Origin of the sequence: Dyella japonica (genome assembly GCF_040545895.1) — a bacterium.
GTDB classification, from domain to species: Bacteria; Pseudomonadota; Gammaproteobacteria; order Xanthomonadales; family Rhodanobacteraceae; genus Dyella; species Dyella japonica_D.
Map to the genome: position 1 here is coordinate 322,334 of NZ_JBEPMU010000004.1, position 23,493 is coordinate 345,826.

The 23,493-nt window shown below is 63.9% G+C and carries 19 protein-coding genes and 1 tRNA gene; 16 read left to right on the top strand and 4 right to left on the bottom strand.

What is annotated here, in order from left to right:
* Window positions 1-195 precede the first annotated feature (195 nt).
* The 3 genes from ABIC75_RS14735 (at window position 196) to ABIC75_RS14745 (ending at window position 4,476) form a co-directional block, all read left to right on the top strand.
* Window positions 196-2,094, top strand: a complete 1,899-nt coding sequence (locus tag ABIC75_RS14735; RefSeq protein ID WP_354014632.1) for a M61 family metallopeptidase — start codon at window positions 196-198, stop codon at window positions 2,092-2,094.
* A 1,330-nt stretch (window positions 2,095-3,424) separates the two neighbouring features.
* A tRNA-Arg gene (locus ABIC75_RS14740) sits at window positions 3,425-3,501 on the top strand.
* A gap of 108 nt (window positions 3,502-3,609) precedes the next feature.
* Window positions 3,610-4,476 carry an MBL fold metallo-hydrolase gene (locus ABIC75_RS14745; RefSeq protein ID WP_354014633.1) on the top strand — a complete coding sequence of 289 codons (867 nt, stop codon included), beginning with the start codon at window positions 3,610-3,612 and terminating at the stop codon, window positions 4,474-4,476.
* A gap of 57 nt (window positions 4,477-4,533) precedes the next feature.
* Here the strand turns inward: ABIC75_RS14745 and ABIC75_RS14750 are convergent, their stop codons facing one another.
* A complete protein-coding gene (locus ABIC75_RS14750) occupies window positions 4,534-4,740 on the bottom strand; it encodes a CsbD family protein (RefSeq protein ID WP_354014634.1) in 207 nt (68 codons plus the stop codon).
* Between the two features lie 297 nt (window positions 4,741-5,037).
* On the opposite strand from ABIC75_RS14750, the gene ABIC75_RS14755 reads away from it, so the two are divergent.
* Window positions 5,038-5,589, top strand: coding sequence for an HdeD family acid-resistance protein (locus tag ABIC75_RS14755; RefSeq protein WP_354014635.1), 552 nt, complete (start codon window positions 5,038-5,040; stop codon window positions 5,587-5,589).
* A 69-nt stretch (window positions 5,590-5,658) separates the two neighbouring features.
* On the opposite strand, the gene ABIC75_RS14760 is transcribed toward ABIC75_RS14755, so the two are convergent.
* Both ABIC75_RS14760 and queF read right to left on the bottom strand, forming a co-directional pair.
* Window positions 5,659-6,255: a hypothetical protein gene (locus ABIC75_RS14760; RefSeq protein ID WP_354014636.1), complete on the bottom strand. Its 597-nt coding sequence runs from the start codon at window positions 6,253-6,255 to the stop codon at window positions 5,659-5,661.
* A gap of 150 nt (window positions 6,256-6,405) precedes the next feature.
* On the bottom strand, window positions 6,406-7,230 hold the full coding sequence (gene queF, locus ABIC75_RS14765) for an NADPH-dependent 7-cyano-7-deazaguanine reductase QueF (protein ID WP_354014637.1): 825 nt from the start codon (window positions 7,228-7,230) through the stop codon (window positions 6,406-6,408).
* Between the two features lie 157 nt (window positions 7,231-7,387).
* Between queF and ABIC75_RS14770 the strand changes: the two genes are divergently transcribed.
* The 9 genes from ABIC75_RS14770 (at window position 7,388) to ABIC75_RS14810 (ending at window position 18,356) form a co-directional block, all read left to right on the top strand.
* Complete coding sequence (locus ABIC75_RS14770; protein WP_354014638.1) at window positions 7,388-9,358, top strand: M1 family metallopeptidase; 1,971 nt, start codon at window positions 7,388-7,390, stop codon at window positions 9,356-9,358.
* 166 nt (window positions 9,359-9,524) lie between these two features.
* Window positions 9,525-11,711: a penicillin acylase family protein gene (locus tag ABIC75_RS14775; protein ID WP_354014639.1), complete on the top strand. Its 2,187-nt coding sequence runs from the start codon at window positions 9,525-9,527 to the stop codon at window positions 11,709-11,711.
* 1,007 nt (window positions 11,712-12,718) lie between these two features.
* A complete protein-coding gene (locus ABIC75_RS14780) occupies window positions 12,719-14,323 on the top strand; it encodes a S8 family serine peptidase (protein WP_354014640.1) in 1,605 nt (534 codons plus the stop codon).
* 191 nt (window positions 14,324-14,514) lie between these two features.
* Window positions 14,515-15,831, top strand: a complete 1,317-nt coding sequence (locus ABIC75_RS14785) for a Xaa-Pro dipeptidase (RefSeq protein WP_354014641.1) — start codon at window positions 14,515-14,517, stop codon at window positions 15,829-15,831.
* A gap of 99 nt (window positions 15,832-15,930) precedes the next feature.
* Entirely contained in the window at window positions 15,931-16,398 is a 468-nt protein-coding gene (locus tag ABIC75_RS14790; RefSeq protein WP_354014642.1) for a nuclear transport factor 2 family protein, read from the top strand.
* Between the two features lie 67 nt (window positions 16,399-16,465).
* A complete protein-coding gene (locus ABIC75_RS14795; protein WP_354014643.1) occupies window positions 16,466-16,816 on the top strand; it encodes a UBP-type zinc finger domain-containing protein in 351 nt (116 codons plus the stop codon).
* Between the two features lie 57 nt (window positions 16,817-16,873).
* Window positions 16,874-17,290: a VOC family protein gene (locus tag ABIC75_RS14800; RefSeq protein ID WP_354014644.1), complete on the top strand. Its 417-nt coding sequence runs from the start codon at window positions 16,874-16,876 to the stop codon at window positions 17,288-17,290.
* A gap of 91 nt (window positions 17,291-17,381) precedes the next feature.
* Window positions 17,382-17,723 carry a ribonuclease E inhibitor RraB gene (locus ABIC75_RS14805; protein WP_354014645.1) on the top strand — a complete coding sequence of 114 codons (342 nt, stop codon included), beginning with the start codon at window positions 17,382-17,384 and terminating at the stop codon, window positions 17,721-17,723.
* 42 nt (window positions 17,724-17,765) lie between these two features.
* Window positions 17,766-18,356, top strand: a complete 591-nt coding sequence (locus ABIC75_RS14810; protein ID WP_354014646.1) for a hypothetical protein — start codon at window positions 17,766-17,768, stop codon at window positions 18,354-18,356.
* Between the two features lie 13 nt (window positions 18,357-18,369).
* Here the strand turns inward: ABIC75_RS14810 and ABIC75_RS14815 are convergent, their stop codons facing one another.
* The gene (locus ABIC75_RS14815; RefSeq protein ID WP_354014647.1) at window positions 18,370-20,052 is read right to left on the bottom strand and encodes a hypothetical protein; all 1,683 of its coding nucleotides are present in this window, start codon (window positions 20,050-20,052) and stop codon (window positions 18,370-18,372) included.
* Window positions 20,053-20,360: 308 nt separating this feature from the next.
* Between ABIC75_RS14815 and ABIC75_RS14820 the strand changes: the two genes are divergently transcribed.
* The 3 genes from ABIC75_RS14820 to ABIC75_RS14830 all read left to right on the top strand — a co-directional run bounded on the left by ABIC75_RS14820 (window position 20,361) and on the right by ABIC75_RS14830 (window position 23,485).
* Entirely contained in the window at window positions 20,361-22,568 is a 2,208-nt protein-coding gene (locus ABIC75_RS14820; protein ID WP_354014648.1) for a toll/interleukin-1 receptor domain-containing protein, read from the top strand.
* Window positions 22,569-22,647: 79 nt separating this feature from the next.
* The gene (locus ABIC75_RS14825) at window positions 22,648-23,091 is read left to right on the top strand and encodes a hypothetical protein (protein ID WP_354014649.1); all 444 of its coding nucleotides are present in this window, start codon (window positions 22,648-22,650) and stop codon (window positions 23,089-23,091) included.
* 247 nt (window positions 23,092-23,338) lie between these two features.
* Complete coding sequence (locus tag ABIC75_RS14830) at window positions 23,339-23,485, top strand: hypothetical protein (protein ID WP_354014650.1); 147 nt, start codon at window positions 23,339-23,341, stop codon at window positions 23,483-23,485.
* The last annotated feature ends 8 nt before the right edge of the window (window positions 23,486-23,493 follow it).

The window sequence follows — 23,493 nt, forward strand, 5'->3', positions numbered from 1 at the left end:
ATCGCGGTGAAAAAAGGATACGGGTTTTTAACGCGCAGAAAACCCGCGAACGGTTTTGCGGAAAGGCGATGTTCAGACACTTCCATGACCAATGGCAGGGGGAGCCACCTGTCAACGCGCACTAGCATCGGAGGTTCATGTTTCGTGCAGCAAGCCGCTGCGGCACGAATTCGTACGATTGGGGAGAATCTCTTGTTGAAAGCCTCGCGTCTCGCTTCCGCGATCTTTGCCTCGGCCTTGGGCCTGGGCAGTGTCGCGGCCCTCGCCGATGTTCCCGCACCGCAGGACATTCCGTTCAACGGCACGCTGAAGATCAACGTCGATGCCACCGACCTCGCGCATCGCGTGTTCCGCGTGCACGAAACGGTGCCGGCGCAGGCCGGTCCGCTCACGCTGCTGTATCCGCAGTGGCTGCCGGGCAATCACTCGCCGACGGGCCCCATCGACAAGCTCGCGGGCCTGGTGGTGAAGGCGAACGGCAAGGTCATTCCGTGGAAGCGCGATCCGCTCAACGTGTACGCGTTCCACGTGGACGTGCCGCAGGGCGCGAACGAAGTGCAGGTGGAATTCCAGTTCCTCTCCGCCCAGGACGTGCGCCAGGGCCGCGTGGTGATGACGCCGGAAATGCTCAACCTGCAGTGGAACACGGTGTCGCTGTATCCGGCCGGCCATGTCGCGAGCCAGATCAAGGCGGAAACCACGGTGACGTTCCCGGCCGGCTGGCAGTACGGCAGCGCGCTGGAAATGGCCTCGCGCAACGGCGATACGGTGACGTTCAAGCCCATCGACTATGACGACCTGGTCGACTCGCCGATCTTTGCAGGCAAGTACTTCAAGCGCGTGGATCTCGATCCGGGTGCGAAGACGCCGGTGTTCCTCAACATCGTGGCGGACGATCCGAAGTTCCTCGAGATCAAGCCCGATCAGCTGAAGATGCACCAGAACCTGGTGCAGCAGATGTACAAGCTGTACGGCGCGCACCATTACAACCACTACGACTTCCTGTTCTCGCTCAGCGACAAGATGTCGGGCATCGGCCTGGAGCATCACCGCTCCAGCGAGAACGGCGTGGGCACCAGTTATTTCACCGAGTGGGACAAGAACGCCTCGATGCGCGACCTGCTCTCGCACGAGTTCAACCATTCGTGGGATGGCAAGTACCGCCGCGGCGCTGATCTCAGCACGCCGAGCTTCAACGTGCCCATGCAGGACAGCCTGCTGTGGGTGTACGAAGGCCAGACGCAGTTCTGGGGCTATGTGATGGCCGCGCGTTCGGGCCTGTGGAAACAGGACCAGGCGATCGACATGCTCGCCAACGTCGCCGCCACCTACGACCGCGGCCGTCCGGGCCTGCAGCAGTGGCGCAACATCCAGGACACCACCAACGACCCGATCATCGCGATGCGTCGCCCGTTGCCGTATCGCAACTTCCAGATGAGCGAGGACTACTATTCGGGCGGCCAGATGATCTGGCTCGACGTGGACGGCAAGCTGCGTGACCTCACCGGCGACAAGCGTTCCATCGACGATTTCGCCAAGGCCTTCTTCGGCGTGAAGAACGGCGAGTGGGACGTCAACACCTACACCTTCGAAGATGTGGTGAAGACACTCAACGACATCGCGCCGTACGACTGGTCCAGCTACCTGCGCGAGCGTTTGGATGGCCACGGTCCGTTGATCGGCGGCTTCGAGGCGAACGGCTGGAAGCTGGTCTACAACGACAAGCCCACGGACGTGGCCAAGGCGATGGAAACCCGCGCGGGCGGCGCCAACCTCACCTATTCGCTGGGCGTGTCGATGGGCAAGGCCGGCGACGTCGTCGACGTGCTGTGGGACGGCCCCGCCTTCAAGGCCGGCCTGTCGCCGGGCATGAAGGTCATCGCCGTGAACGGCAAGGAATACTCCAGCGACGCCATCAAGGACGCCGTGACTGCCGCCGCGAAGGACAAGAACCAGCCGGTGGAATTGCTGGTGAAGAACTTCGATGAGTACAAGACACTGCGCATCGATTACCACGATGGGTTGAAGTATCCGCACCTGGAGCGCATCGAAGGGAAGGCGGATCGGTTGTCGGAGTTGCTCAAGGCGCGTTGAGGCGCGTGGTCTTATCTCCCTCTCCCTTTTGGGGGAGAGGGTTGAGGCATTGCCACCTTCATGGTGGTGAGGATAAGTCTGCGAAGCCGCTCCAAATGGGCGGCTTTTTCTTTGCGCTCGTCATCCCGGCGCAGGCCGGAGGCGCTTTTCAACAGCCGAAGGCTGGTCATCCAGCGACTTTGCGCTTGGTTGTCGCGTGGCAGTGATCTGGCTCGCCTGCGGCGGGCTTCCGTCCTCCTGCCGGAGGCCGGGTCACTTTTGTTTGCTTGCCCACGCACGCGCAGGAGCGCGTTCGAACGGCGAAGCCGGCCCGAAGGGCGGAGGGCAGGATGCCCGGAGTAAAGAAAAGTAACCACCGAGATGGTGGCAATGCCAAAAGAAACGGCCCCCCGGATGACGCGCCTTCCGTCCGTAGGACGGAAGGTACGCGGGCGGGTTACGGGGTTTTTCGACAGGACGTCCCTGTCCTGTCGAAAAACTGGCCGCATCCATGCGGCCACCCTACGGGCTTTCCTCCACCCGCCTGCCGCTGTCATACGGGGACCCCAAGAGCCAGAGCCAAAGCTCGCAGCAGTAGTGTTTTCGCGAGCACCCGCCCCCTCTCCCCGACCCTCTCCCACAAGGGGAGAGGGAGAAGTGGAGTGCGCGGAGAGGACGTAAGAGCGAAGCCAAAGCAAAGGCCGATGCGAAGCGAGGCTCCGCTTTAAGTCCTCTGCGATTCGGGCGCGTTGCGCAGCGCTTGGGAGTGCTCGCTATGTGGCCTCCCACGGGTGACCCGCCACAACCATCCTCAAGCGCTCGGGCTTATCCCAACACGATGCTGCGAGCCCTTCGCTCTAAAGGCCATTTTCTTTGGGTTACTTTTCTTTTGGGCCAGCAAAAGAAAAGTGACTCGAGCGGCGGCAGCCGATCGAAACGCCCGCTGCGTAAGCGGCCAGGTCGCCACAAAAGCGCGATCAGGCGTCATCGCGACAACCTACAACCGAGTCGCTGGATGACCAGCCTCCGGCTGTTGAAAAGCGCTTCCTGCCTTCGCAGGAATGACGAGCGAGGAAGTCTTCGGCCGCTGAAAGGCCTCTCCCCCTCTTGCCCTCATTGAAGGTTCGCAGGAATGACGAGCTGGGACGTCTTCGGCTGCCGAAAGACGCCGCCGGTTCATGCTCCCTTCGGGTTCACAGGAATGACAAACAAAAACGAGTCCCGGCCTGCGCCCCAAAAACACCACCCACAGCGAGCCGCGCCGCCCACATGGGCTCCCGCCCCCAACTCCGCTATACTGCGCCCTCGCCGTGCCCCGGACCCCCGGTCCCAGGCGCGAGCCGACGCTCATGCGCCCGTAGCTCAGCCGGATAGAGTAGTGGCTTCCGAAGCCATTGGTCGGGGGTTCGAATCCCTCCGGGCGCGCCATTTTCCCCTCATGTCTTGCCCGGTTCGGCGGCTACTTATGGCGTCTGGCGAGTGGCATCGCGGCGGTGCATGCGTTCCAATGAACGCTCCCGAGACGAGGCGTTTGCCGTGCAGCGACCTGACGTAAAGGCCTTCTTCGACGAGTCCACCAACACCTTCAGTTACGTGGTGTGGGATCCGGCCACGCGCAAGGCCGCGGTGATCGACAGCGTGCTCGACTACGACGCCGTGTCTGGGCGCACGCACCGCGATTCGGCGAATGCGCTGGTCGACTTCGTCAAGGCGCAGGCGCTGGAAGTGGAGTGGGTCATCGATACGCACGTGCATGCCGACCACCTTTCCGCCGCGCCGTATGTGCAGTCCGTGCTGGGCGGCAAGCTGGCGATCGGCGAGCACATCCGCGATGTGCAGGAGACGTTCGGCAAGATCTTCAACGCCGGTTCCGATTTTGCGCGCGACGGCAGCCAGTTCGATCACCTGTTCAAGGACGGCGAGCATTATCGTGTCGGCACCATCGAAGCGGTGGCCATGCACACGCCGGGACATACGCCGGCCTGCATGACGCACCTGATCGGCGATGCCGCGTTTGTCGGCGACACGCTCTTCATGCCGGACTATGGCACCGCGCGCTGCGATTTTCCGGGCGGCGATGCGCGGACCTTGTACCGCTCCATCCAGCGTATTTTTGCGCTGCCCGACGATACCCGCATATTCCTCTGCCACGACTACAAGACGTCCGACCGCGACACCTTCGTGCATGAAACCACGGTGGGCGACGAGCGACGTTCGAACATCCACGTGCGCGAAGGCACCGATGAGGAGGCCTTCGTGCGCATGCGCCGCACGCGCGATGCCACGCTCTCCATGCCGCGCCTGCTGTTGCCATCCGTGCAGGTGAATATGCGTGCGGGGCAGTTCCCGCCGGCCGAAGCGAACGGCACGAGTTATCTGAAGATTCCGCTCGACACGATGTAATGGTCGGCGCAAGGCACGCCCTCTCGCATGAGAAGGCGAGCCGGTCACGCGGTGCTATCAGTGGTGCCGAAGCTGCTTCTCGAAGGCTTTCACCTGCTTGTCCGCCTCGTCGCGGGCGATGCCGTAGCGCTCCTGCAATTTGCCCGACAGGTATTCGGCGTTGCCTTCGGCAATCTTCAGATCGTCATCGGTGAGCTTGCCCCAGTGTTGCTTGATCTGGCCGCTGAGCTGCTTCCAATTCCCCTGGATGGTGTCCTGGTTCATGACGTGACCTCTTAGTGTGGGTTGGGATGCCATGCGCATGACGGGACCGATTCGAGCAATCGCCGGGTGAAGCGGGCGTCCCTTCGTTGTTGCCGGGCGTGGCCGGGATTCACGCGCGTATGTGCCGCGGTGAGACGGTTTTCGCGTCGTCTCCACATCGAGGGTGCGTGGATGCTGTCTCGGCGCCTCAAGCGACGAAGGGGAAAACCTGCTGCTCGCGTCCAGGCCGTCGGTGTCTACTCGTGGTGAGTGCGGGCTATCCATGCTCGTCTTTCAACATCAAGGAGTGTCGCGACTATGAGTTCTATCCTGCATCGGGGTGTCAGCCGGACGGGCTGGTTGCTGGTGTTCTACGGTGTCATCTCCATCCTGTTCGGCATCAGCGCATTGCTGTGGCCGGGCAGCACGGTGATTGCGCTGGCGTGGGCGTTCGGCGTGATGGCGCTGGCCGAAGGCATCATCAGCCTGTTCGCCTTGTTCAATCGCCATGTGGCCGTATCGCGTGGCTGGCTGGTGCTGTATGCGCTGGCCTCGATCGTGTTCGGGCTGCTCGCCATCTGGCATCCGCTGGCGGTGGTCAACGTGCTGATCCTGTTCCTGGCAGCGTGGCTGATCGTGGCGGGCATTTATCGCATCGTCTTCGCCATTCGTGTGCGCAAGGAAATCGAAGGCGAATGGATGATCGCCTTGAGCGGCGTGCTGGCGGTGGTGCTCGGCGTGTTGTTTGCAGCCTATCCGGCGGCCGGCCTGCTCACCGTGGCCATCTGGATCGGCGCGGCCGCGCTGGTGTACGGCGTGTTGCAGGTGATCGCCGGCGTGCGCATGCATCGCTGGAAGCGGGCGCTGTAACGGCTCACCGCGACACAAAAGAAAAAGGCGCCGTAGGGCGCCTTTTTCGTGGAGGCGTGAAGCCGTGGATCAACCGCGCACTTCGAAATCTTCCGATGCCACCTGCCTGCCGTTGAGCGAGATGACCACCTTGTACTTGCCCTTGGGCCAGGCGTTCGGGTTCTGCACCTTGAACGTGGTGATGGCGGGGCCGTCGGTGGCGATGGATTCGCTAGTGCTGCTGAAGGGTTCGTCCTTGCCGTCCATGTAGCTCCACTTCGCATTCAAGGTGGCGTTGTCGGTGGTGCCGATGGTGGCCACGCTGGCGTAGATGGCCTTGTCTTCCGGCGCGAAGTAACGCTGTTCCTTGCTGATGGCGTGGGCCGCATCCACCTGGCTGCCGATGGTGACGGCGGCAATCTTGATCTCGCCACCGGTGGCCACGCTGGCCGACTTGGCCGTGGTCTGCACGGGCGCCGGCGCGGTGCTGGTGGGCGAGGGTGCGCTCTGCGGCGGGCTGATCGGCGCGGTGGACGCGGGCGCCGGCGCAGCCGGTGCGGGCGCGCTGGTGGCCGGCGACGTGGGTGTGGTGTTGGAGGCTTCCTCGTTCTTGCCGCACGCGCTCAGCACAAGCAGTCCGGCGAGGGTCGCGCAATACAGCGCCGTTTTACGTGGCTGGATATTCATGACTGACCCCGTGGCTGGTGGCGAACACGCACCCGGCCGGCCATGGAGGCGGCGCCGGGCGCCTGGTTCGAGCAAGGCTAGCCCGGCCGGTCTGAAGCTGCGATTAGCGTGTGGCTCAGCGTCGACGCGATCTTAACGACTGTTCGCGCGTTACTGGCGCGCGCCCCGCGGGTTGCCCGGCCGCTCGGTGCCGGTGCTGCGATAGGGGTTGATGTCCAGGCCGCCGCGGCGCGTGTAGCGCGCATACACGCTCAGATGCTCCGGCCGGCAACGCTCCATCACGTCCACGAAAATGCGTTCCACGCACTGCTCATGGAATTCGTTGTGGTTGCGGAAGGAAACGAGATAACGCAACAGCCCAGCCTGATCGATCGGCGCGCCGCGATAGCGGATCTGCACGCTGCCCCAATCCGGTTGTCCGGTCACGGGGCAATTGGAGCGCAGCAGGTTGGAGACCAGCGTTTCCTCGACCACGGGCTGTTCTGCGTTGGTAACAAGGTAATCCGCCTGCGGCGGGCCGTAGTCGTCGATGTCGATGGACTGCTCGTCCACCAGCGTGCCGTCGAGATCGATCACCGCATGGCCGCGCGCCTGGGCATCGGTCAGCGTCACTTCCACCGTGGCGCCGGCAGCGGCAGAGAGGTCGCGCGTCATGGTGGCGATCAGCGCGGCGGCATCGGCCACGCGTTCCTGCGAGAAGCCGTTGAGATAGAGCTTGAACGACTTCGACTCGATGATGTTGGGCGACGTGGCCGGCACGCGGAATTCCGCCAGCGCCACCACCGGCTTGCCGCGGGCATCGAGCCACGAGAGCTCATAGGCGTTCCACACGTCCTCACCGTGGAACGGCAGCGGCGCGGACACGCCGATCTCGTCGCGCTTGGCCTGGCGCGGGATCGGGAACAACAGGGAAGCGTCGTAACGGTCGGCGTAGACGGTGGTCTTGCCGAGCGGGGAATGTTCGGGGGTACTCATGTCCCCATTGTACCGCCTCGCCGGCGTCGCCCTGGCCCGGCCACGGGCCGATTCGCACGAAGATGCGCCGCTGCCCATGACCACTGGCCCGGTTCATCCGGCCGCCCGCTGCCTATATTGTCGGGTTGAGACCGGGGAGCCTTGAGGAAAACGCCTGATGAAGAAACTTGTCCTGGGCTGCGCCGTTGTGGCGGGCCTGCTTGCTGCTGGCGCCTTGTGCGCGCCTGCCTTCGCCGACGGCACGGAGGCCGGGTTCGATCCCCAGGCGTTGTTCGCGCCGCTCTCGCTGCCCGACGCAGCCAACGCCTTCCGCGATGGCGCCGGCAAGCCGGGGCCGCAGTTCTGGCAGAACCGCGTGGACTACGCGATCCAGGCGGACATCGACCCGGCCACGCACACGCTGCGCGGCGACGAAACCATCTCCTACACCAACCACAGCCCGGACGCGCTCGACGAGCTGTGGGTGCAGTTGGACCAGAACATCTACCGACGCGACTCGCGCGGTTCAATCACCTCGCCGCGTTCGCCGCGCAACGAAGCCACTGACGGCTACCAGATCGATGCCGTGGAAGTGGACGGCAAGCCCGTGCATTTCCTCATCGACGACACGCGCATGCGTGTGGACCTGGCGCAGGCGCTGGGCAGCAACGGCAAGCAGGCCAAGCTGCGCATTCGCTACCACTACACCGTGCCCGGCACCTGGGGCGGTCGCACCGCGGTGACGCCGACCAAGAACGGCGACATCTACGAGATCGCGCAGTGGTTCCCGCGCATGGCCGTATACGACGACCTGCGCGGATGGGATACGCAGCCCTACCTCGGCTCGGAGTTCTACCTGGAATACGGCGACATCGATTACGCCGTCACCGTGCCGTGGAATTACCTCGTGGCCGGTTCCGGCGCGCTCACCAATGCCAGCGAGGTGCTCACGCCCACGCAGCAGAAGCGCCTGGCGCAGGCGGCGCAGAGCGACAGCACGGTGATGATCCGCTCGCCGCAGGAAGTGAACGATCCGGCCAGCCGTCCGAAGCAAAGCGGCACGCAGACGTGGCGCTTCCACATGGACCACACGCGCGACATCGCCTTTGCCGCATCGCCCGCGTTCGTATGGGACGCCGCCCGCATCAACCTGCCCGACGGCAAGCACGCGCTCGCCATGTCGGTGTATCCGGTGGAAGGCGTGGGCAAGGATGCGTGGAACCGTTCCACCGAATACGTGAAGGGCGCGATCGAGCACTTCTCGTCGAAGTGGTATCCGTATCCGTGGCCGGTGGCGGTGAATCTCGGAGGGCATGGCGCGGGCATGGAATATCCGGGCATCGTGTTCGACGGTTTCGACGACAAGGGCCCGATGCTGTTCTGGATCACTGCGCACGAAATCGGCCACACCTGGTTCCCGATGGTGGTGGGCTCCAACGAACGCCGCAACGCGTTCATGGACGAAGGCTTCAACACCTTCATCGACGTATATGCGTCGGACGCGTTCAACAAGGGTGAATTCGCGCCCAAGCGCGACAGCGAATACGCGTCCAAGGGCGGCAATCCGGTCGACGAAATCCTGCCGTTGCTGGCCGATGCCAACGCGCCCACGCTGATGGCGCCGGCCGATTCGGTGGCGGAGAAATACCGCCACCCGGTGAGCTACTTCAAGGGCGCGCTGGGACTGGTGCTGCTGCGCGAGCAGATCCTTGGGCCGGACCGTTTCGACCCGGCGTTCCGCAAGTACATCGCCACCTGGGCGTACCACCATCCCACGCCGTCCGACTTCTTCCGCTTCATGAGCAGCGAAGCAGGCGAGGACCTGTCGTGGTGGTGGCGCGGCTGGTACCTCAACAACTGGCAGCTGGACATGGGCATCACGGGCGCGAGCTACGTGGATAACGATCCGGCCAAGGGCGTGCAGGTGACGTTCGCCAGCAAGCAGAAGCTGGTGATGCCGGCCACGCTGCGCATCGACTACGCCGACGGCAGCCATGAGGATGTGCGCGTGCCGGTGGAAGCATGGCGGCAGAGTGCGACGCCGAAACTTGCCCTGCATACGAGCAAGAAGATCGCCAGGCTCACGCTGGATCCGGAGCACAAGCTGCCGGATGCGGATCGTGGGAACAACAGTTACGCCATGCCATGACCGTCGCGTAGTGTTTCACTAGCTCGTCATCCCGGCGAAGGCCGGAATCCAGTGCCTTTACGTGTAGGCAAGCCAAGGCGCTGGATTCCGGCCTTCGCCGGAATGACGGAGTAGGCGGAACTGAGGCGAGCAGTTGAACTGCGATCACCAAAAGGCACCGAAGACCATGACCATCGGCAAGCGTCTGCTTTCAATCGCCGTACTTCTCGCACTCGGTTGTCTCGGCAGTGCGCACTCAACGCCTGCCGATGCCTCCCGCTGGAAGACCGAAGCCGCCGCCGTCACCATCACCCGCGACGATTGGGGCATCGCCCACGTGCACGGCAAGACCGATGCCGATGCGGTGTTCGGCATGGCCTATACGCAAGCCGAAGATGACTTCAATCGCGTCGAGACGAATTACCTCAATTCGCTGGGCTGGCTGGCGCAGGCGGAAGGCGAGCAGGCGATCTGGTCCGATCTTCGCCAGCAGTTGTGGATCGACCCGGTCGAGCTGAGGCAGCAATACGCGAAGAGTCCTGCGTGGCTGCGCGAGCTGATGAATGCCTGGGCCGATGGTTTGAATTACTACCTCGCCACACATGCCGCCGTGCGTCCGCGCGTGATTACGCATTTCGAACCGTGGATGGCGCTGAGCTTCAGCGAGGGCAGCATCGGTGGCGACATCGAGCGCGTCTCGCTGAAGGAACTGCAGGCGTTCTATGGCAAATCCACCGATGCCGTGGCGTTCGTCGATACGCCATCGAGCTGGGCGGAACCGACCGGCTCCAACGGTATCGCCATCGCGCCCAAGCTCACCGCCGATGGCCATGCGCTGTTGCTGATCAATCCGCACACCTCGTTCTTCTTCCGCTCCGAGCTGCAGATGAGCAGCGATGCAGGGCTGGACGTGTATGGTGCGGTGACCTGGGGCCAGTTCTTCATCTACCAGGGTTTCAACAAGCACATCGGTTTCATGCACACCTCGACCACCGCCGACGTGGTGGACGAGTTTGCCGAAACCATCGTGCACGACGGCAACACGCTCGGCTATCGCTACGGCAAGGACGTTCGTGCGGTCACTACCAAACCGATCACCGTGCGCTACCGCAAAACCGATGGCTCGATGGCCGAGCGCACATTCACCACCTACGCCACGCATCACGGTCCCATCGTGCGCGAAGAAAGTGGCAAGTGGATCGCCACCGCGCTGATGAACAAACCCATGGAAGCGCTGGAGCAGAGCTGGCTGCGCACCAAGGCGAACGACTTCGCGAGCTTCATGAAGATCGCCGAGCTCAAGGCCAACTCGTCCAACAACACCATCTTTGCGGACGACAAGGGCGATATCGCGTACCTGCATCCGCAATTCATCCCCAAGCGCGACAACCGCTTCGATTACACCAAGCCGGTGGACGGCAGCGATCCGGCCACCGACTGGCAAGGGCTGTTGCCGCTGGATGCCGCGCCGCATCTGCTCAATCCCGCCAACGGCTGGATCATGAACACCAACAACTGGCCGTATTCGGCGGCCGGCGCGGACAGCCCCAAGCGCGAGAACTATCCGCGCTACATGGACAGCGTGGGCGAGAATCCGCGTGGCATCCACGCCACCATGGTGCTGAGCGACAAGCGCGACTTCACACTGCCCTCGCTCATCAGCGCCGCATTCGATTCGTACCTGCCCGCGTTCGCACGCCAGATCCCGATACTGCTGAAGGACTACGACGCAATGCCCACGAATGATCCGCTCAAGAAGAAACTCGCCGGCCAGATCGCCTTGCTGCGCCATTGGGACTACCGCTGGGGCATCGCCTCCATGCCGACCTCGCTGGCGGTGTTCTGGGGCGACACGCTGTGGGACAAGCTCGACAAGTCTGACGTGTCCGAAGGGCTTTCCGTGTACGACATCATGGCCGAACGCGCTGGCCCGAAAGCGCGGTTGGAAGCGTTGGTCGATGCGTCCGATCGCCTGCAGAAGGACTTCGGCAGTTGGGGCGTGCCGTGGGGCGAGGTGAATCGTTACCAGCGCATCAATGGCGACATCCAGCAACCGTTCGACGACAGCAAGCCGAGCATGCCGGTGCCGTTCACGTCGTCGCGCTGGGGTTCGCTCGCTTCGTTCGGTGCGCATCGCTGGCCCGGCACGCGCCGCTACTACGGCACCAGCGGCAACAGCTTCGTCGCCGCGGTGGAATTCGGCGACAAGGTACGCGCCCGCGCCATCACCGCCGGCGGCGAGAGTGGACACCCGGAATCGCCGCACTTCAACGACGAGGCCGAGCGCTACACCACCGGCAACCTGCGCGCAGTGTATTTCTGGCCGGAGGATTTGAAGGGGCATGTCGAACGCAGCTATCACCCGGGCGAGTGAAAAGCTCCCTTTGACACCTGCTGCGGTGGAACCGACGGCATCGGACATGAATGCCCGTCTCGGACGATAGTGTTATTCGGACATTATCGACAACGTGCAAAGCATAGGCTCTTTGAGCAGATGGCTAGTCACGATGGGGAAGGGATGCTTACCAAGGAAGACGCGAACGTCGTAGCCGAAGCGTTGATGTCGGAGGGCAGAGCACGGCAGGATGCTTGTCGACAGCAACGCGAAATGGCTGCTCGGCGAGGGCTGCTCGCTCGGCGATGGTTGACCGTGACATTGATGGTGTTGGTGGCGGTGGACTTCATCGCAGTGTTATCAGGGAGCCGAGTTGCTGCACAGGTGCTGGCGGGAGGTATTCCAGGGCTAGCAGGGGGTCTGGTTGCCAACGTGATGCGTTTGAGACAGGCCGGACGGCAATGACTGCAGGGCTGCCAACGGCTGGGCGCATCGCGTGGGTGATGCAGCGCGGTTCTTCGAGCTCGCGCGGGGCGCGACGGCGCAGCGGCGCTCTTTTCGGCGCGCAGCGGAGGCTACGCCACGGCACCTCGCTGTGTTTTCCTGCGCGCTCGCCGGGGCTTCGCGGCCACGCTTATGTGAGTTGGATCACATGCTCATGTAGGTGCGTCAGTCTTTTGCGGTTCCTTCACCGTGCGCATGGATCAATGCATCGCGTCGCGATTTCATGCGACGTGGCTGCGCGAGGGGATGAGGACGTGCGCGCCATACCGTAAGTGACAACGTTGCCGGCGCGCTTGCATCCGCCGGTGCGCTGAGTGTTTGCATCTGCGTAGTGGGGATTTTCCGGCTTCGTCGAATCGCTGCGTGCTGCGCGGCGTGGGCCGGTGCGTGTTCGTGGCCGTCACGGACGACTGCCGCGATCTTGAAGAGGACATCCACGTCGAAGGCTCGACGCATCGAGGCGCCGCCGCATGTGCGCGCGGCCAGGTCCCGACCGGACGTCACGGGACCACTTCGACCCAACCTGTACATGGAGAACTCGCATGGAACGACACACGTACAAGCGCTTTCTGGCTGCTTCGCTGCTGCTGGCCCTTTCCGCCTCGGTTTCGGCGGCCGACTTCGGCACCTCGCCGCAGCCGTCGAACAATTTCGACGTGAGTCCGCTGCAGAGCGACCAGACCTATAGCGGCTTCATCATCACGTACAAGGACGGCAGTTCCGAACGCGGCAATGCCGCGATTGCCGTGCAGAACGTCGGCGTGGCGGTATCGCGCGCGAAGTTGACAGCGGGAACGGCCGCCGCGCCGCGCGCGTTGAACGTGCGCTATGCCCGCAAGCTCGCCACCGGCGCCGACCTGGTGCATACCGATCGCGCGTTGTCGGCCGGCGAAGCGGCGACGCTGATCAAGCAGATCGCGGCCGATCCCTCGGTGGCGTACGTGGAGCCGGAATACCTGCTCAAGCGCGTGGACGGCATCCGTCCGGAAGGCGCCGCCACTTTCACCGTGCCCAACGATCAGTACTACGCCGCGTACCAGTGGGATTATCTCGCGCCCAGCGGTGCCAGCTTCTTCGACAACACGCTCAATGCGAACGTGGCCAACTGGGGCGCCGACAATACGCAGCAGGCGTGGACGCTGGCCGATGGCACGGGCGTCACCATCGCAAGCCTGGATACCGGCGTCACCAATCATCCGGATCTCAATCTCGCACTGGCCAGTGCGGGCTATGACTTCATCACCAGCGCCGCCGTCTCGGGCCGGTCCACCAACGGTCGCGTGGCGGGTGGCTGGGATACCGGCGACTGGACCACGCGCAACCAATGTGGCTCGGGCCAGGCGGCGGAGAACAGCAGCTGGCACGGCACGCACGTGTTCGGCACCGCGGGCGGCGAGAACACCAACAACAGCACCGGCATGGTCGGCACGGCCTTCGGTGCGCAGGTGTTGCCGGTGCGCGTGCTCGGCCATTGCGGCGGATCGAACGCCGACATCGCCGATGCCATCACCTGGGCGTCCGGCGGCAGCGTGTCGGGCGTACCGACGAATACGCATCCGGCGAAGGTGCTCAGCCTGAGCCTGGGCGGATCGGGCACGTGCCCCGCGAGCAGTGCGCTGGGCAGCGCGATCACCGGCGCGATCGGGCGCGGCGCGTCCGTCGTCGTGGCCGCAGGCAACAGCAATGCCAACGCGGCCAACTTCTCGCCAGCCAGTTGCGCGGGCGCGGTAGTGGTGGCGGCCACCGGCGTCACCAGCACGCGTGCCTACTATTCCAACTACGGCAGCATCGTCACGCTGGCCGCGCCGGGCGGCGGCGTCTACAAGAACGATGCGTCCAGCGGTACGCAGACCACCACGGGCTTCATCTGGTCGACCATCAACGCCGGCACCACCACGCCAACCACCGCCACCTACGGCGGCATGGCGGGCACCTCGCAGGCCACGCCGCACGTGGCCGGCGTGGTGGCGTTGATGCAGAGCTATCGCCTCTCGCTGGGCAAATCCTTGTTGACGCCTGCGCAGGTGACCTCGCTGCTGAAGTCATCGGCCACCGTGCCGCACGTGACGCCCAGTGGCAGCAAGCCGATCGGCACCGGCATCGTCAACGCTTATGCCGCCGTGCAGGCAGCGGGCAGCCAGCCCTGATCGATCAGGGACCGATGCCGCGCGCATCGGTCCCTTTCACCTACCGCCGTATCCGTCATCCGTCACGGATGACGGACCGGCGTTTTACGGTATGGTGAGGGAAGGGGGATACCGCAAGACCGTGGCGCAAGGCGCCGTGTCGGGCCGTTCGCCCGATCCGAATCGCCGCTTCCTGCCCACGGAGATGTTCCATGCGTTTGCTGCCCCTCGTTGCCGCCGTTGCCCTGAGCCTTGGCGCTGCCGCCCACGTCCATGCCGATGATGCGCCGCCCCACAAGCGCGTGGCCGTGCGCGCGGCCCATCTGGTTGACGTGAAAGCCGGCACGGTGCGCGACAACCCGCTGGTAATCATCGAGGACGAGCGCATCACCGAGGTGCGCTACGACGGCCAGGTGCCGACGGGCGTGGAGGTGATCGACCTGGGCAGCGCCACCTTGCTGCCAGGACTGATCGACTGCCACGTGCATCTCACCGGCGATCCGACCGAAGTGAAGGGCGACTACTACGAAGCCGTGCTCAAGCGCAGCTCCATCGACTCGGCGATCCTGTCGCCCATCTATGCCAAGCGCACGCTGGACGCCGGCTTCACCACGGTGCGCAATCTCGGCGCGAGCGACTACGTCGACGTGGCGTTGCGCGACGCCATCAACCGCGGCGACATTCCCGGCCCGCGCATGCTGGTCTCCGGCCCGCCGCTCGGCGCCACCGGCGGCCATGCCGACGACACCACCGGCTTCTCGCCGTGGATCGAATTCCACGGCATCGATGGCGTGGCCGACGGCGTCGATGCCATTCGCCATCGCGTGCGCGAGAACGTGAAGCATGGCGCCGACGTCATCAAGTTCATGGCCAGCGCCGGCGTGCTCAGCGCGGAAGCCTCGGTGGGCGCACCGCAGTATTCGCAGGAAGAAATGAACGCCGTGGTGGACGAGGCGCACCGCTGGGGCAAGAAGGTGGCCTCGCATGCGCACGGCGCCGAGGCGATCAAGATGGCCATACGCGCGGGCGTGGATTCGGTCGAGCACAGCAGCATGATCGACGACGAAGGCCTCAAGCTCGCCAAGCAGCACGGCACCTATCTGGATTTCGACGTCTACAACGACGACTACATCCTGGCCGAATATGCCAAGAAGGGCTTCCCGGCCAGCACCGTCGAGAAGGAAAAGCTGGTGGGCCGCCTGCAGCGCGAGAATTTCCAGAAGGCGGTGAAGGCCGGCGAGAAGATGGCCTTCGGCACCGATGCCGGCGTGTATCCGCACGGCTGGAATGCCAAGCAGTTCGCCGTGATGACCAAGTGGGGCATGACGCCCATGCAAGCCCTGCAGGCAGCCACCGTGAACGCGGCGGACCTGCTCGGCATGACGGGCAAGGTCGGCGCGGTGGCGCCGGGGTATTACGCCGACCTGGTGGCGGTGAATGGCGATCCCATGAAAGATGTTGCACAGCTGGAACACGTCACCTTCGTGATGAAGGGTGGCGCGGTGGACAAGAACGAGATCAAGCGCTGATCGCACGATCCCGGCCGCCCGTCCCGCTACCTTCGCGGGACGTGGATGTTGCCCACGCTAAGCTTGCTTTCTACCCAACCCCCGTCCCCGAGGTGTGTCATGGAAGTTCGCCAGCCCGTTCCCCCGTTCACCGCCGAAACGGCCGCGCAGAAAGTGCGCCTGGCCGAAGACGGCTGGAATACCCGCGACCCCGCCCGCGTGGTGCTGGCGTATGCGCCGGATACCTACTGGCGCAATCGCGCGGAGTTCGTGCATGGCCGTGCGGAGGCCCAGGCCTTCCTCACGCGCAAGTGGAACCGCGAGCTCGACTATCGATTGATCAAGGAACTGTGGGCGTTCGAAGGCAACCGCATCGCCGTGCGTTTCGCCTACGAATGGCACGACGACTCGGGCCAGTGGTATCGCAGCTACGGCAACGAGAACTGGGAGTTCGACCAGAACGGCCTGATGACGCATCGCCACGCGTCCATCAACGACCAGCGCATCGACGAATCGGAGCGCAAATACCATTGGCCGATCGGGCGCCGTCCGGACGATCATCCGAGCCTGAGCGATCTTGGCTTCTGAACCTCATGCGCGGCCCTCACCGGGCCGCTGCTACGATGCATCGATCACGTGAGCGAGGAGCCGACGCATGCACGACATCGAGTCACACATCAATCTCGACGCCGAGCCAAGCGGCGAAGGCTGCGTGGAATGCCTCAAGGCCGGCGGCTGGTGGCTGCACCTTCGCCGCTGCGCGCAGTGCGGCCACATCGGCTGCTGCGACAGTTCGCCGAGCCAGCACGCCAGCAAGCATTACCACGAGACCGGCCATTCGGTGATCGCCAACTTCGAGCCGGACGATCCGTGGTTCTACGACTTCCGCAGCAAGCGCGCCTTCGATGGCCCGCGCCTGAAGCCGCCGCTGTTCCATCCGCTGGAACAGCCCACGCCGGGCCCGCACGGCAAGGTGCCACGCAACTGGGAAGACCTGCTGCATTGAGCACGCAAGGGCGCCCTCCCACGCGTGCCACCCATCTCCTGCCGAAGAAGCCACACCATGCCTGATACCAGTGCGCTGACCACGGGCGTCGACCACGTGGGATTGACCGTGAGCGACATCGAACTTTCGCGCGCCTTCTTCGTCGACTGCCTCGGCTGGAAAGTCGTGGGCGGCAATCCCGGTTACCCCGCCGTCTTCGTTTCCGACGGCACGTCGGTGCTGACGCTGTGGCAGGTCGATCACACCGATGGCTATGTGCCGTTCGATCGTCGAAAGAACATCGGCCTCCACCATCTCGCGCTGCGCGTGCCCAGCGAGGACGCGCTCCATGCGTTGTTCACGCACGTGGCGTCGTGGCCTGGCGTCGAGGTGGAGTTTGCACCCGAACCCGTCGGCCAGGCCGGCAACAAGCATTGCTTCGTGCGTGAGCCGGGCGGGGCGCGTGTGGAATTCAGGTTCAACGCTTCAGCATGACGCTGCGTTCAACCAACGAGGTTGAACGGCGGCGCCAGCTGGCCCTCACACTTTCATACAGGCGCCCTTTGCAGCGCGCGGGAGATCGACCATGAACGATTCCACGGATTTTCCGGACGACGATAACGGCGATGTGCTGCGGCAAATGGCCGAGCAGGGCGATGATCTTTCCGTGCCGCGCGAGATCGACTTCTCGGTGATCTTTCCCACCGAAGACGCGGCGCTGAAGTTCGCCATACTCCTGCTCAGGAACGGGCAGAAGGTGTCCTTCTCCGAATACGACGAGAACGAGGAACTTCCCTGGGAAGTGCAGGCCCATCCCTTCATGGTTCCCTCGCACGACAACATCTCCGGCTATGAAAGCCTGCTCGCGACCGAGGCCGAGCCGCTAGGCGGCCAGAATGACGGCTGGGGTTGCGAGGTGCAGGAGTAAAGGGGCAAGCCAGAGCCTATGGTCGCTGGATGAGGATACGGCATGGATACGCTCGATACCTTTGAAAGCGAGCTCGTTCGCCAGATTGGCAGGCCGACCGAACTTCGCCCCTTCGTCTGCGACGGTTCGCCGCTCGAATGCAAGGCGTTCATCGTCGGGTTCAACCCGGCCACGAACATGGGCACCGACTTCTGGCATTTCTGGCGACCGAACCAGGGCTTCGACAAATCCGCCTGGCTTGAGGCGTATGTGGCAGATCGAAGGCGTCGTCCCTTGAGCCATGGCAAGACGCGCCGGCCCGAGCTCAGTCCAAGTCGACGTGTCATGGGCTGGATCCTTGAGGAGGCATCTCCTATCTCCGTTCTGGAGACAAACATCTACGCAACGCCGACTAGACGAAAGGAGGATCTGGCGTCTCAAGATCGCAATGCGGAACCATTCGATTTCTTGCTGCGTACGATCAAGCCGACCGTGATTTTGGTGCATGGAAAATATGCGGCTGCGCGTCTCCGGACACGGGGCATGGGAGCGGCTGTAGTGATTGAGAAGCCACACTTCTCGCGCGGATGGTCGCAGGCTTCTGCGCGTGAACTGGGTCGGGAGATCAAGAAGATCTGCAGCAATAGACCTTGACCGCTAAGGCGGACTAGAACTTGCTGTGCTCCACCTGCCGCTCGCGCCGCATCAAGGTCCACTCCGCATGTTCGGTCAGTGCCGCGTCGCCGAGTGAGCGAAGAATGCCGCGCTTTTCGGCCGGATCGTTGGTGCGGTCGAGCGCGGCACGTGCGCCGCTGAAGATGCGCTGCATGAAGCGGTACTGGCGGATCAGTTCCTTGTCGGCTTTCCGATACGCGTAGGCTTCGCGCACGGCGGCGACAATGGAAAGAAACGCCATGATCATCACCAGCGTGGTCTTGGTAGTTTCCGGCAGCTTGAGTGCGAAGATCGCCAGGAACACGCTGATGGCGATGCCGGCCCATAGGCTGATGGAGCCCACGGTTTCCGTGAGGTGATGCAGGCCCGCGCTTTCCACTGTCCTGCATTCGAAATAGTGAAGCTGGCCCGAGCGGCCTGGTTCGCCCACCCACTCGCTGATCACCCTGTCCAGCGCATCGGGTTCGGGTTTGGCGGGGGGGCGCAGGCCCACGGCGCGCATCACGTTACGAATCCAACCCAGCTCGATGTTCTGCTTCTGCAGGAAATTGTCGTGGGCGAATTCGTGATCGGTATCCTTGGAGATGCCTGCGCGGCGCCAATACATCTGGATGCGCAGCCCTTCGGCGAGTGCGCGATAGTCCAGGTACTTTCGATGCCATTCGCGCCGATGCGCCAGCGCGGCGACGCCGCCGCCGGCAGCGAACAACAGCAGGAAGAAGTAGATCAGCCGGTCCTGCTGCGTGAGATGAGCATAGAAGGTGAAGGCGATGCCCATGAGCGCGGCGATGGTGTACGTCATGCGCAGCGCGAGCAACACGCGCTTTCGAAAATGCACGGCGAGCCAGTCGGCGGAACGGAACAGCGAAGCGACGGCTTCTTCCGGATCAGTCTCGGTGGCGCGCGCGTCGCTGTTCGCAGCGTCGATGTCCGACGCATGGCGGGCACAGTCTTCGTTGAACTCGATCATGTGCCGCATCATCAGGTCGAAGCCTTCCGGTGGGCCGCCCTCGATGGGTATGTCGTCGCCGGTGCGCCACAGCGTTTGCAACGCGGTCAAGCCGTCGGCCACCGAGCCAGGCGTTCCCTCGCGCGAACACACGATGTGATAGAGCACGTGTTCGTCGCCGCCACTGAGGATGTGGCGGGCCTGGCGCTGGTGTTCGATGATCCCGGGCAGCGAGCCGTGCAGGTAGTACTTCACGATCTGCGCCGTGCCGCCCAGTCGTCCCGAGTCCTTGCCATCCCAGATGGATACCAGGATGTGCGCATGACTGGCGATGAAAACGCCGGCCTTCGCGTATTGCCGATCGCGCGCTTCGCCATACGTTTGTAGCGCTTCGCGCGATTGGCTTTTCAGCAGTGGCAGGCGGATCACGTCGGCGCGCTGCAATAGTTCCTCGAAGCGCGCGCGCACGGCGGGATCGTGGAAGTCGTCCACGTACATGTCGCGGGGCAATGGCAAGGGAACGATCAGGCGCGCACCGGCGGCGAGCGCCTCGGTGGCGAACAATTGGTCGCCGCCCTCGGCCAGCGCGGACAGCGCGACGAGCGGCAGCGACGGGTATTCGGTCTTGAGCCAGGCGAAGAACGCGCGCAGGCGTTCCCGGATCGGTTCGATCTCGGCGGCCGCAATGTTGCGATGGCTGGTGACGCCGACCACCAAAGGTGTCATGGCAACCTCCGCGCAATGGCAGGAACCGGCATCGAACGCCTCGCGCACCTTTCGCAGGGATGCCGCACCGAACGATGGGACGAGCCTCGCGGGCAGGATGTGCGGGACCCTGGCGCGCTCCCCGCGTCGCCAGGCTGGGCCAGCCTAGCATCAAAAATGTGATGTACATCACATTTTGGTACCATCCGCGGAACGGCAGAGGGGGATGCCACGGTTGCCGGGCCGGGCCATCACGCGCCGGAGAACCCGACGTCACGGAACGTTCCTGGCCAGGAAGGCCTCAGCCTTCTTCGGGAGTGCGAGGCGTCATGAGGCAGCCCCCGGCCACGCCGGAATTTCGGTATCGCGCCTTTATCAGCTATAGCCACCGGGACGCGGCCTGGGCCGGCTGGCTGCACCGGACGCTGGAAACCTACCGCGTGCCCGCACGCCTGGTGGGCCGGCAGACCACGGCCGGCGTGGTGCCGCGGCGTCTGGCACCGATCTTCCGCGACCGCGACGAACTGGCCAGTGCTATCGATCTTGGCAGCAAGGTTCGCGAGGCGCTCGCGCAATCGGCCAACCTGATCGTGATCTGTTCGCCGGCATCGGCCACGTCGCACTGGGTGCAGGAAGAAGTGCTGGCGTACAAGCGCCTCGGCCGCAGCGGCAACATCTTCTGCCTGATCGTGGAAGGCGAACCGCATGCCAGCGGGATCGCCGGCATGGAGGATCAGGAATGCTTCGCGCCCGCCCTGCGCTTTCAGCTCGCCGCGAACGGAGAGCCCAGCGCCGAACCCACCGAACCCATCGCCGCCGATGCGCGCGCGAACAAGGACGGGCGCCGCAACGCGAAACTCAAACTCATCGCCGGCATGCTCGACGTGAGTTTCGACAGCCTCAAGCAGCGCGAGCTGCAGCGACGCAATCGACGACTCACCGTGATCACTGCCGCAGCCTTGCTCATCGCCGCCGTGACGGCATCGCTGGCCATCGTGGCCATGCGTGCACGACACGAAGCCGACGTGGCGCGCGTGGCGGCGGAGCGTCGACAGCGACAGGCGGAAGACCTGATCGACTTCATGCTGGGCGACCTCAACGACAAGCTGCATCGCGTCGAGCACCTGAACATCATGGAGGAGGTCGACAACAAGGCGATGAAGTATTTCGCCGCCATGCCCACCACCGACGTCACGGAACAGGCGCTGGCGCAGCGGGCGAAAGCGCTGGAACGCATCGGTGCCGTGCGCGAGGAACAAGGACATCTTGCCGATGCCATAGCGTCGTACCAGGCGGCCGCCACACTCGCATCGTCCCTCGCCAGGAAATCGCCCACCGATGCGGCGAAACAGCTGCAATACGCGCGCATCCTGGAGTTCATCGGCCGTGCGCATTGGTATGAGGGCGAACTCGACGCGGCCCAGGCCAGCTTTGAGGAAGCGCAGCGCGTGCTGCTGCGCGCCGAGCCGTATGCCCGGCAGGACCTCGAACTGCTGTTCGAGTTAGAGATCGTCGACAACAACATGGGCCACGTACTCGAAGCGCGCGGCCGCCTCGACGAAGCACTGGTCAGCTACCGAAGCGCGCTTGCGCTGTCGGGCAAGCTCGTGGCGGCCAAGCCTGATCGGGCGGATTGGGCCGCCGAACTGGGCGGCGCGCACAACAACATCGGAAAGCTGGCGTTGCTGCACGGCGACCTGGCGAGTGCCATTGCCGAATACGGTTCGGACAATGCCATCGAATCGGCGTTGGCCGCGCGTGATCCCAAGGATTTCAGCCAGCGCGATTCGATGCTCACGGTGCGCGCCATTCTCGGCCGCACCATGGCCCTGGTCGGCGAGGACGAGACCGGCATGCATCACATGCAACAGGCCGTGGACATGGCTGACGGCCTGGTGAAGAGCAATCCGGACAACAGCGGCTTCCAGGGCGACCTGGCCCGCTATTCGGCGCAACTGGCACGGCTCAAGCGCATCAATAGCGACCTGCCCGCCGCAGGCGCGCTCATCGCACGCTCGCTTTCCATCGTCGGCGCGATGGTGGAGCAGAATCCCACCGAAAACGACTCGCGGCGTCTTCAGGCCGAAGCCCAGACCGAGCGCGCGGCACAGCTTCTCGCCGCAGGGCAGGTGGAGAGCGCGCACGCGCAAGTGCTCGTGGCGATGGAGGCGCTCCGTCCCATGCTGGCCAAGCAGCCGCACGAACGCGCCACCGTGCTGGCGAACATGGCCGCGCAACTGTTGCTCGCCACTACGACCACCGACAAGGAAAGGGCCGCGGAACTGCTGCGCGGCGTGGTGGCGATCGCGCAGGCACAACCCAGCGGCCAGGCCGATCCACGCCTGTTGTCGATGCAGGCGCGGGCGCTGCTTGCGCTGGGCAACGACGCGAGCGCGCAGCCGCTCATACAACAACTGTGGAGCAGCGGCTATCGCGATGCGGAATGGCTGGCGGTGCTGCGCCGCGAGCACGTGGCCTATCCCATCAACACCGACTTCCAGAAAAAGCTGCTGGCGCAGAACAGCGGCGATCACTGATCAGGCTGACCGGGGCAGTCCAGAGCAAGGGAGCACCATCGAGTAGGGAACCGCAACCTGTTACCGACGGGAGATCATCATGAAGCACAGCGACCCCAAGAACATCGAGATCGAGGTGGAGCTTTATCGCGACCCCAAGCCAGGACGGGAGGAAAACCTGCTGGTGGTCAATGCCGGAAAACATCACCACGCCTTCGACAAGGTAGCGAACGACCACCAGCCCCACACGATCACCTGGAAGCTGACAGGCAACGCCAGCCACGGCGAATTCTGCGGGCCCGACGACGCGGATAGCCCCGGTTTCAGCTGGCTGGTGCGCAGGCCGAGCGAAAAGGTCTTTCGTAACCTGCGCTACGAAGGAAAGAACAAGATCAGCATCGAGAACTATCACTGCGACAAGAACAGCGAAGGCACCTGGCATTACCAACTGTTCGCCCGCTTTGGCAACAAGGTCTACGGCGTTCCGCTCACCTTCGTCTGCGGCGATTCGAACAGCCCTCATCCGTCCATCAAGAACACCTGAATCAGGTGCAGACAGGCTGCGCAAGGTCGCACAGGGACGTGGCGACCTTGGCCGCAGCGACAACGCTGGCGATGCGATCACCGCGCCTGAAGGCGGTCCCCCTGTCGTCATGACGACAGGGAAGGCCAGTTAACTCGTGGCACGCCAACCACGTCGAACTCTCGCATTTCTCACATGTTGCACACGGAATCGGTCGCATGGTCGGCCCACTTGCGGCATGCCCGCATTCGACCTGCAGGAACCGACCATGAGCGACATTCTCGAAAGTCAGGCCAAGAAAACGGCCGAACCTTCCCAGCGACAACGGGGCGGCATCGGCTATGTGCTCTTGTGGATCCTCGGCGTACCCATTCCGGTGTTGATCCTCATCGCGCTGGTTCGTGGCTGCGCCTGACTCCAGGG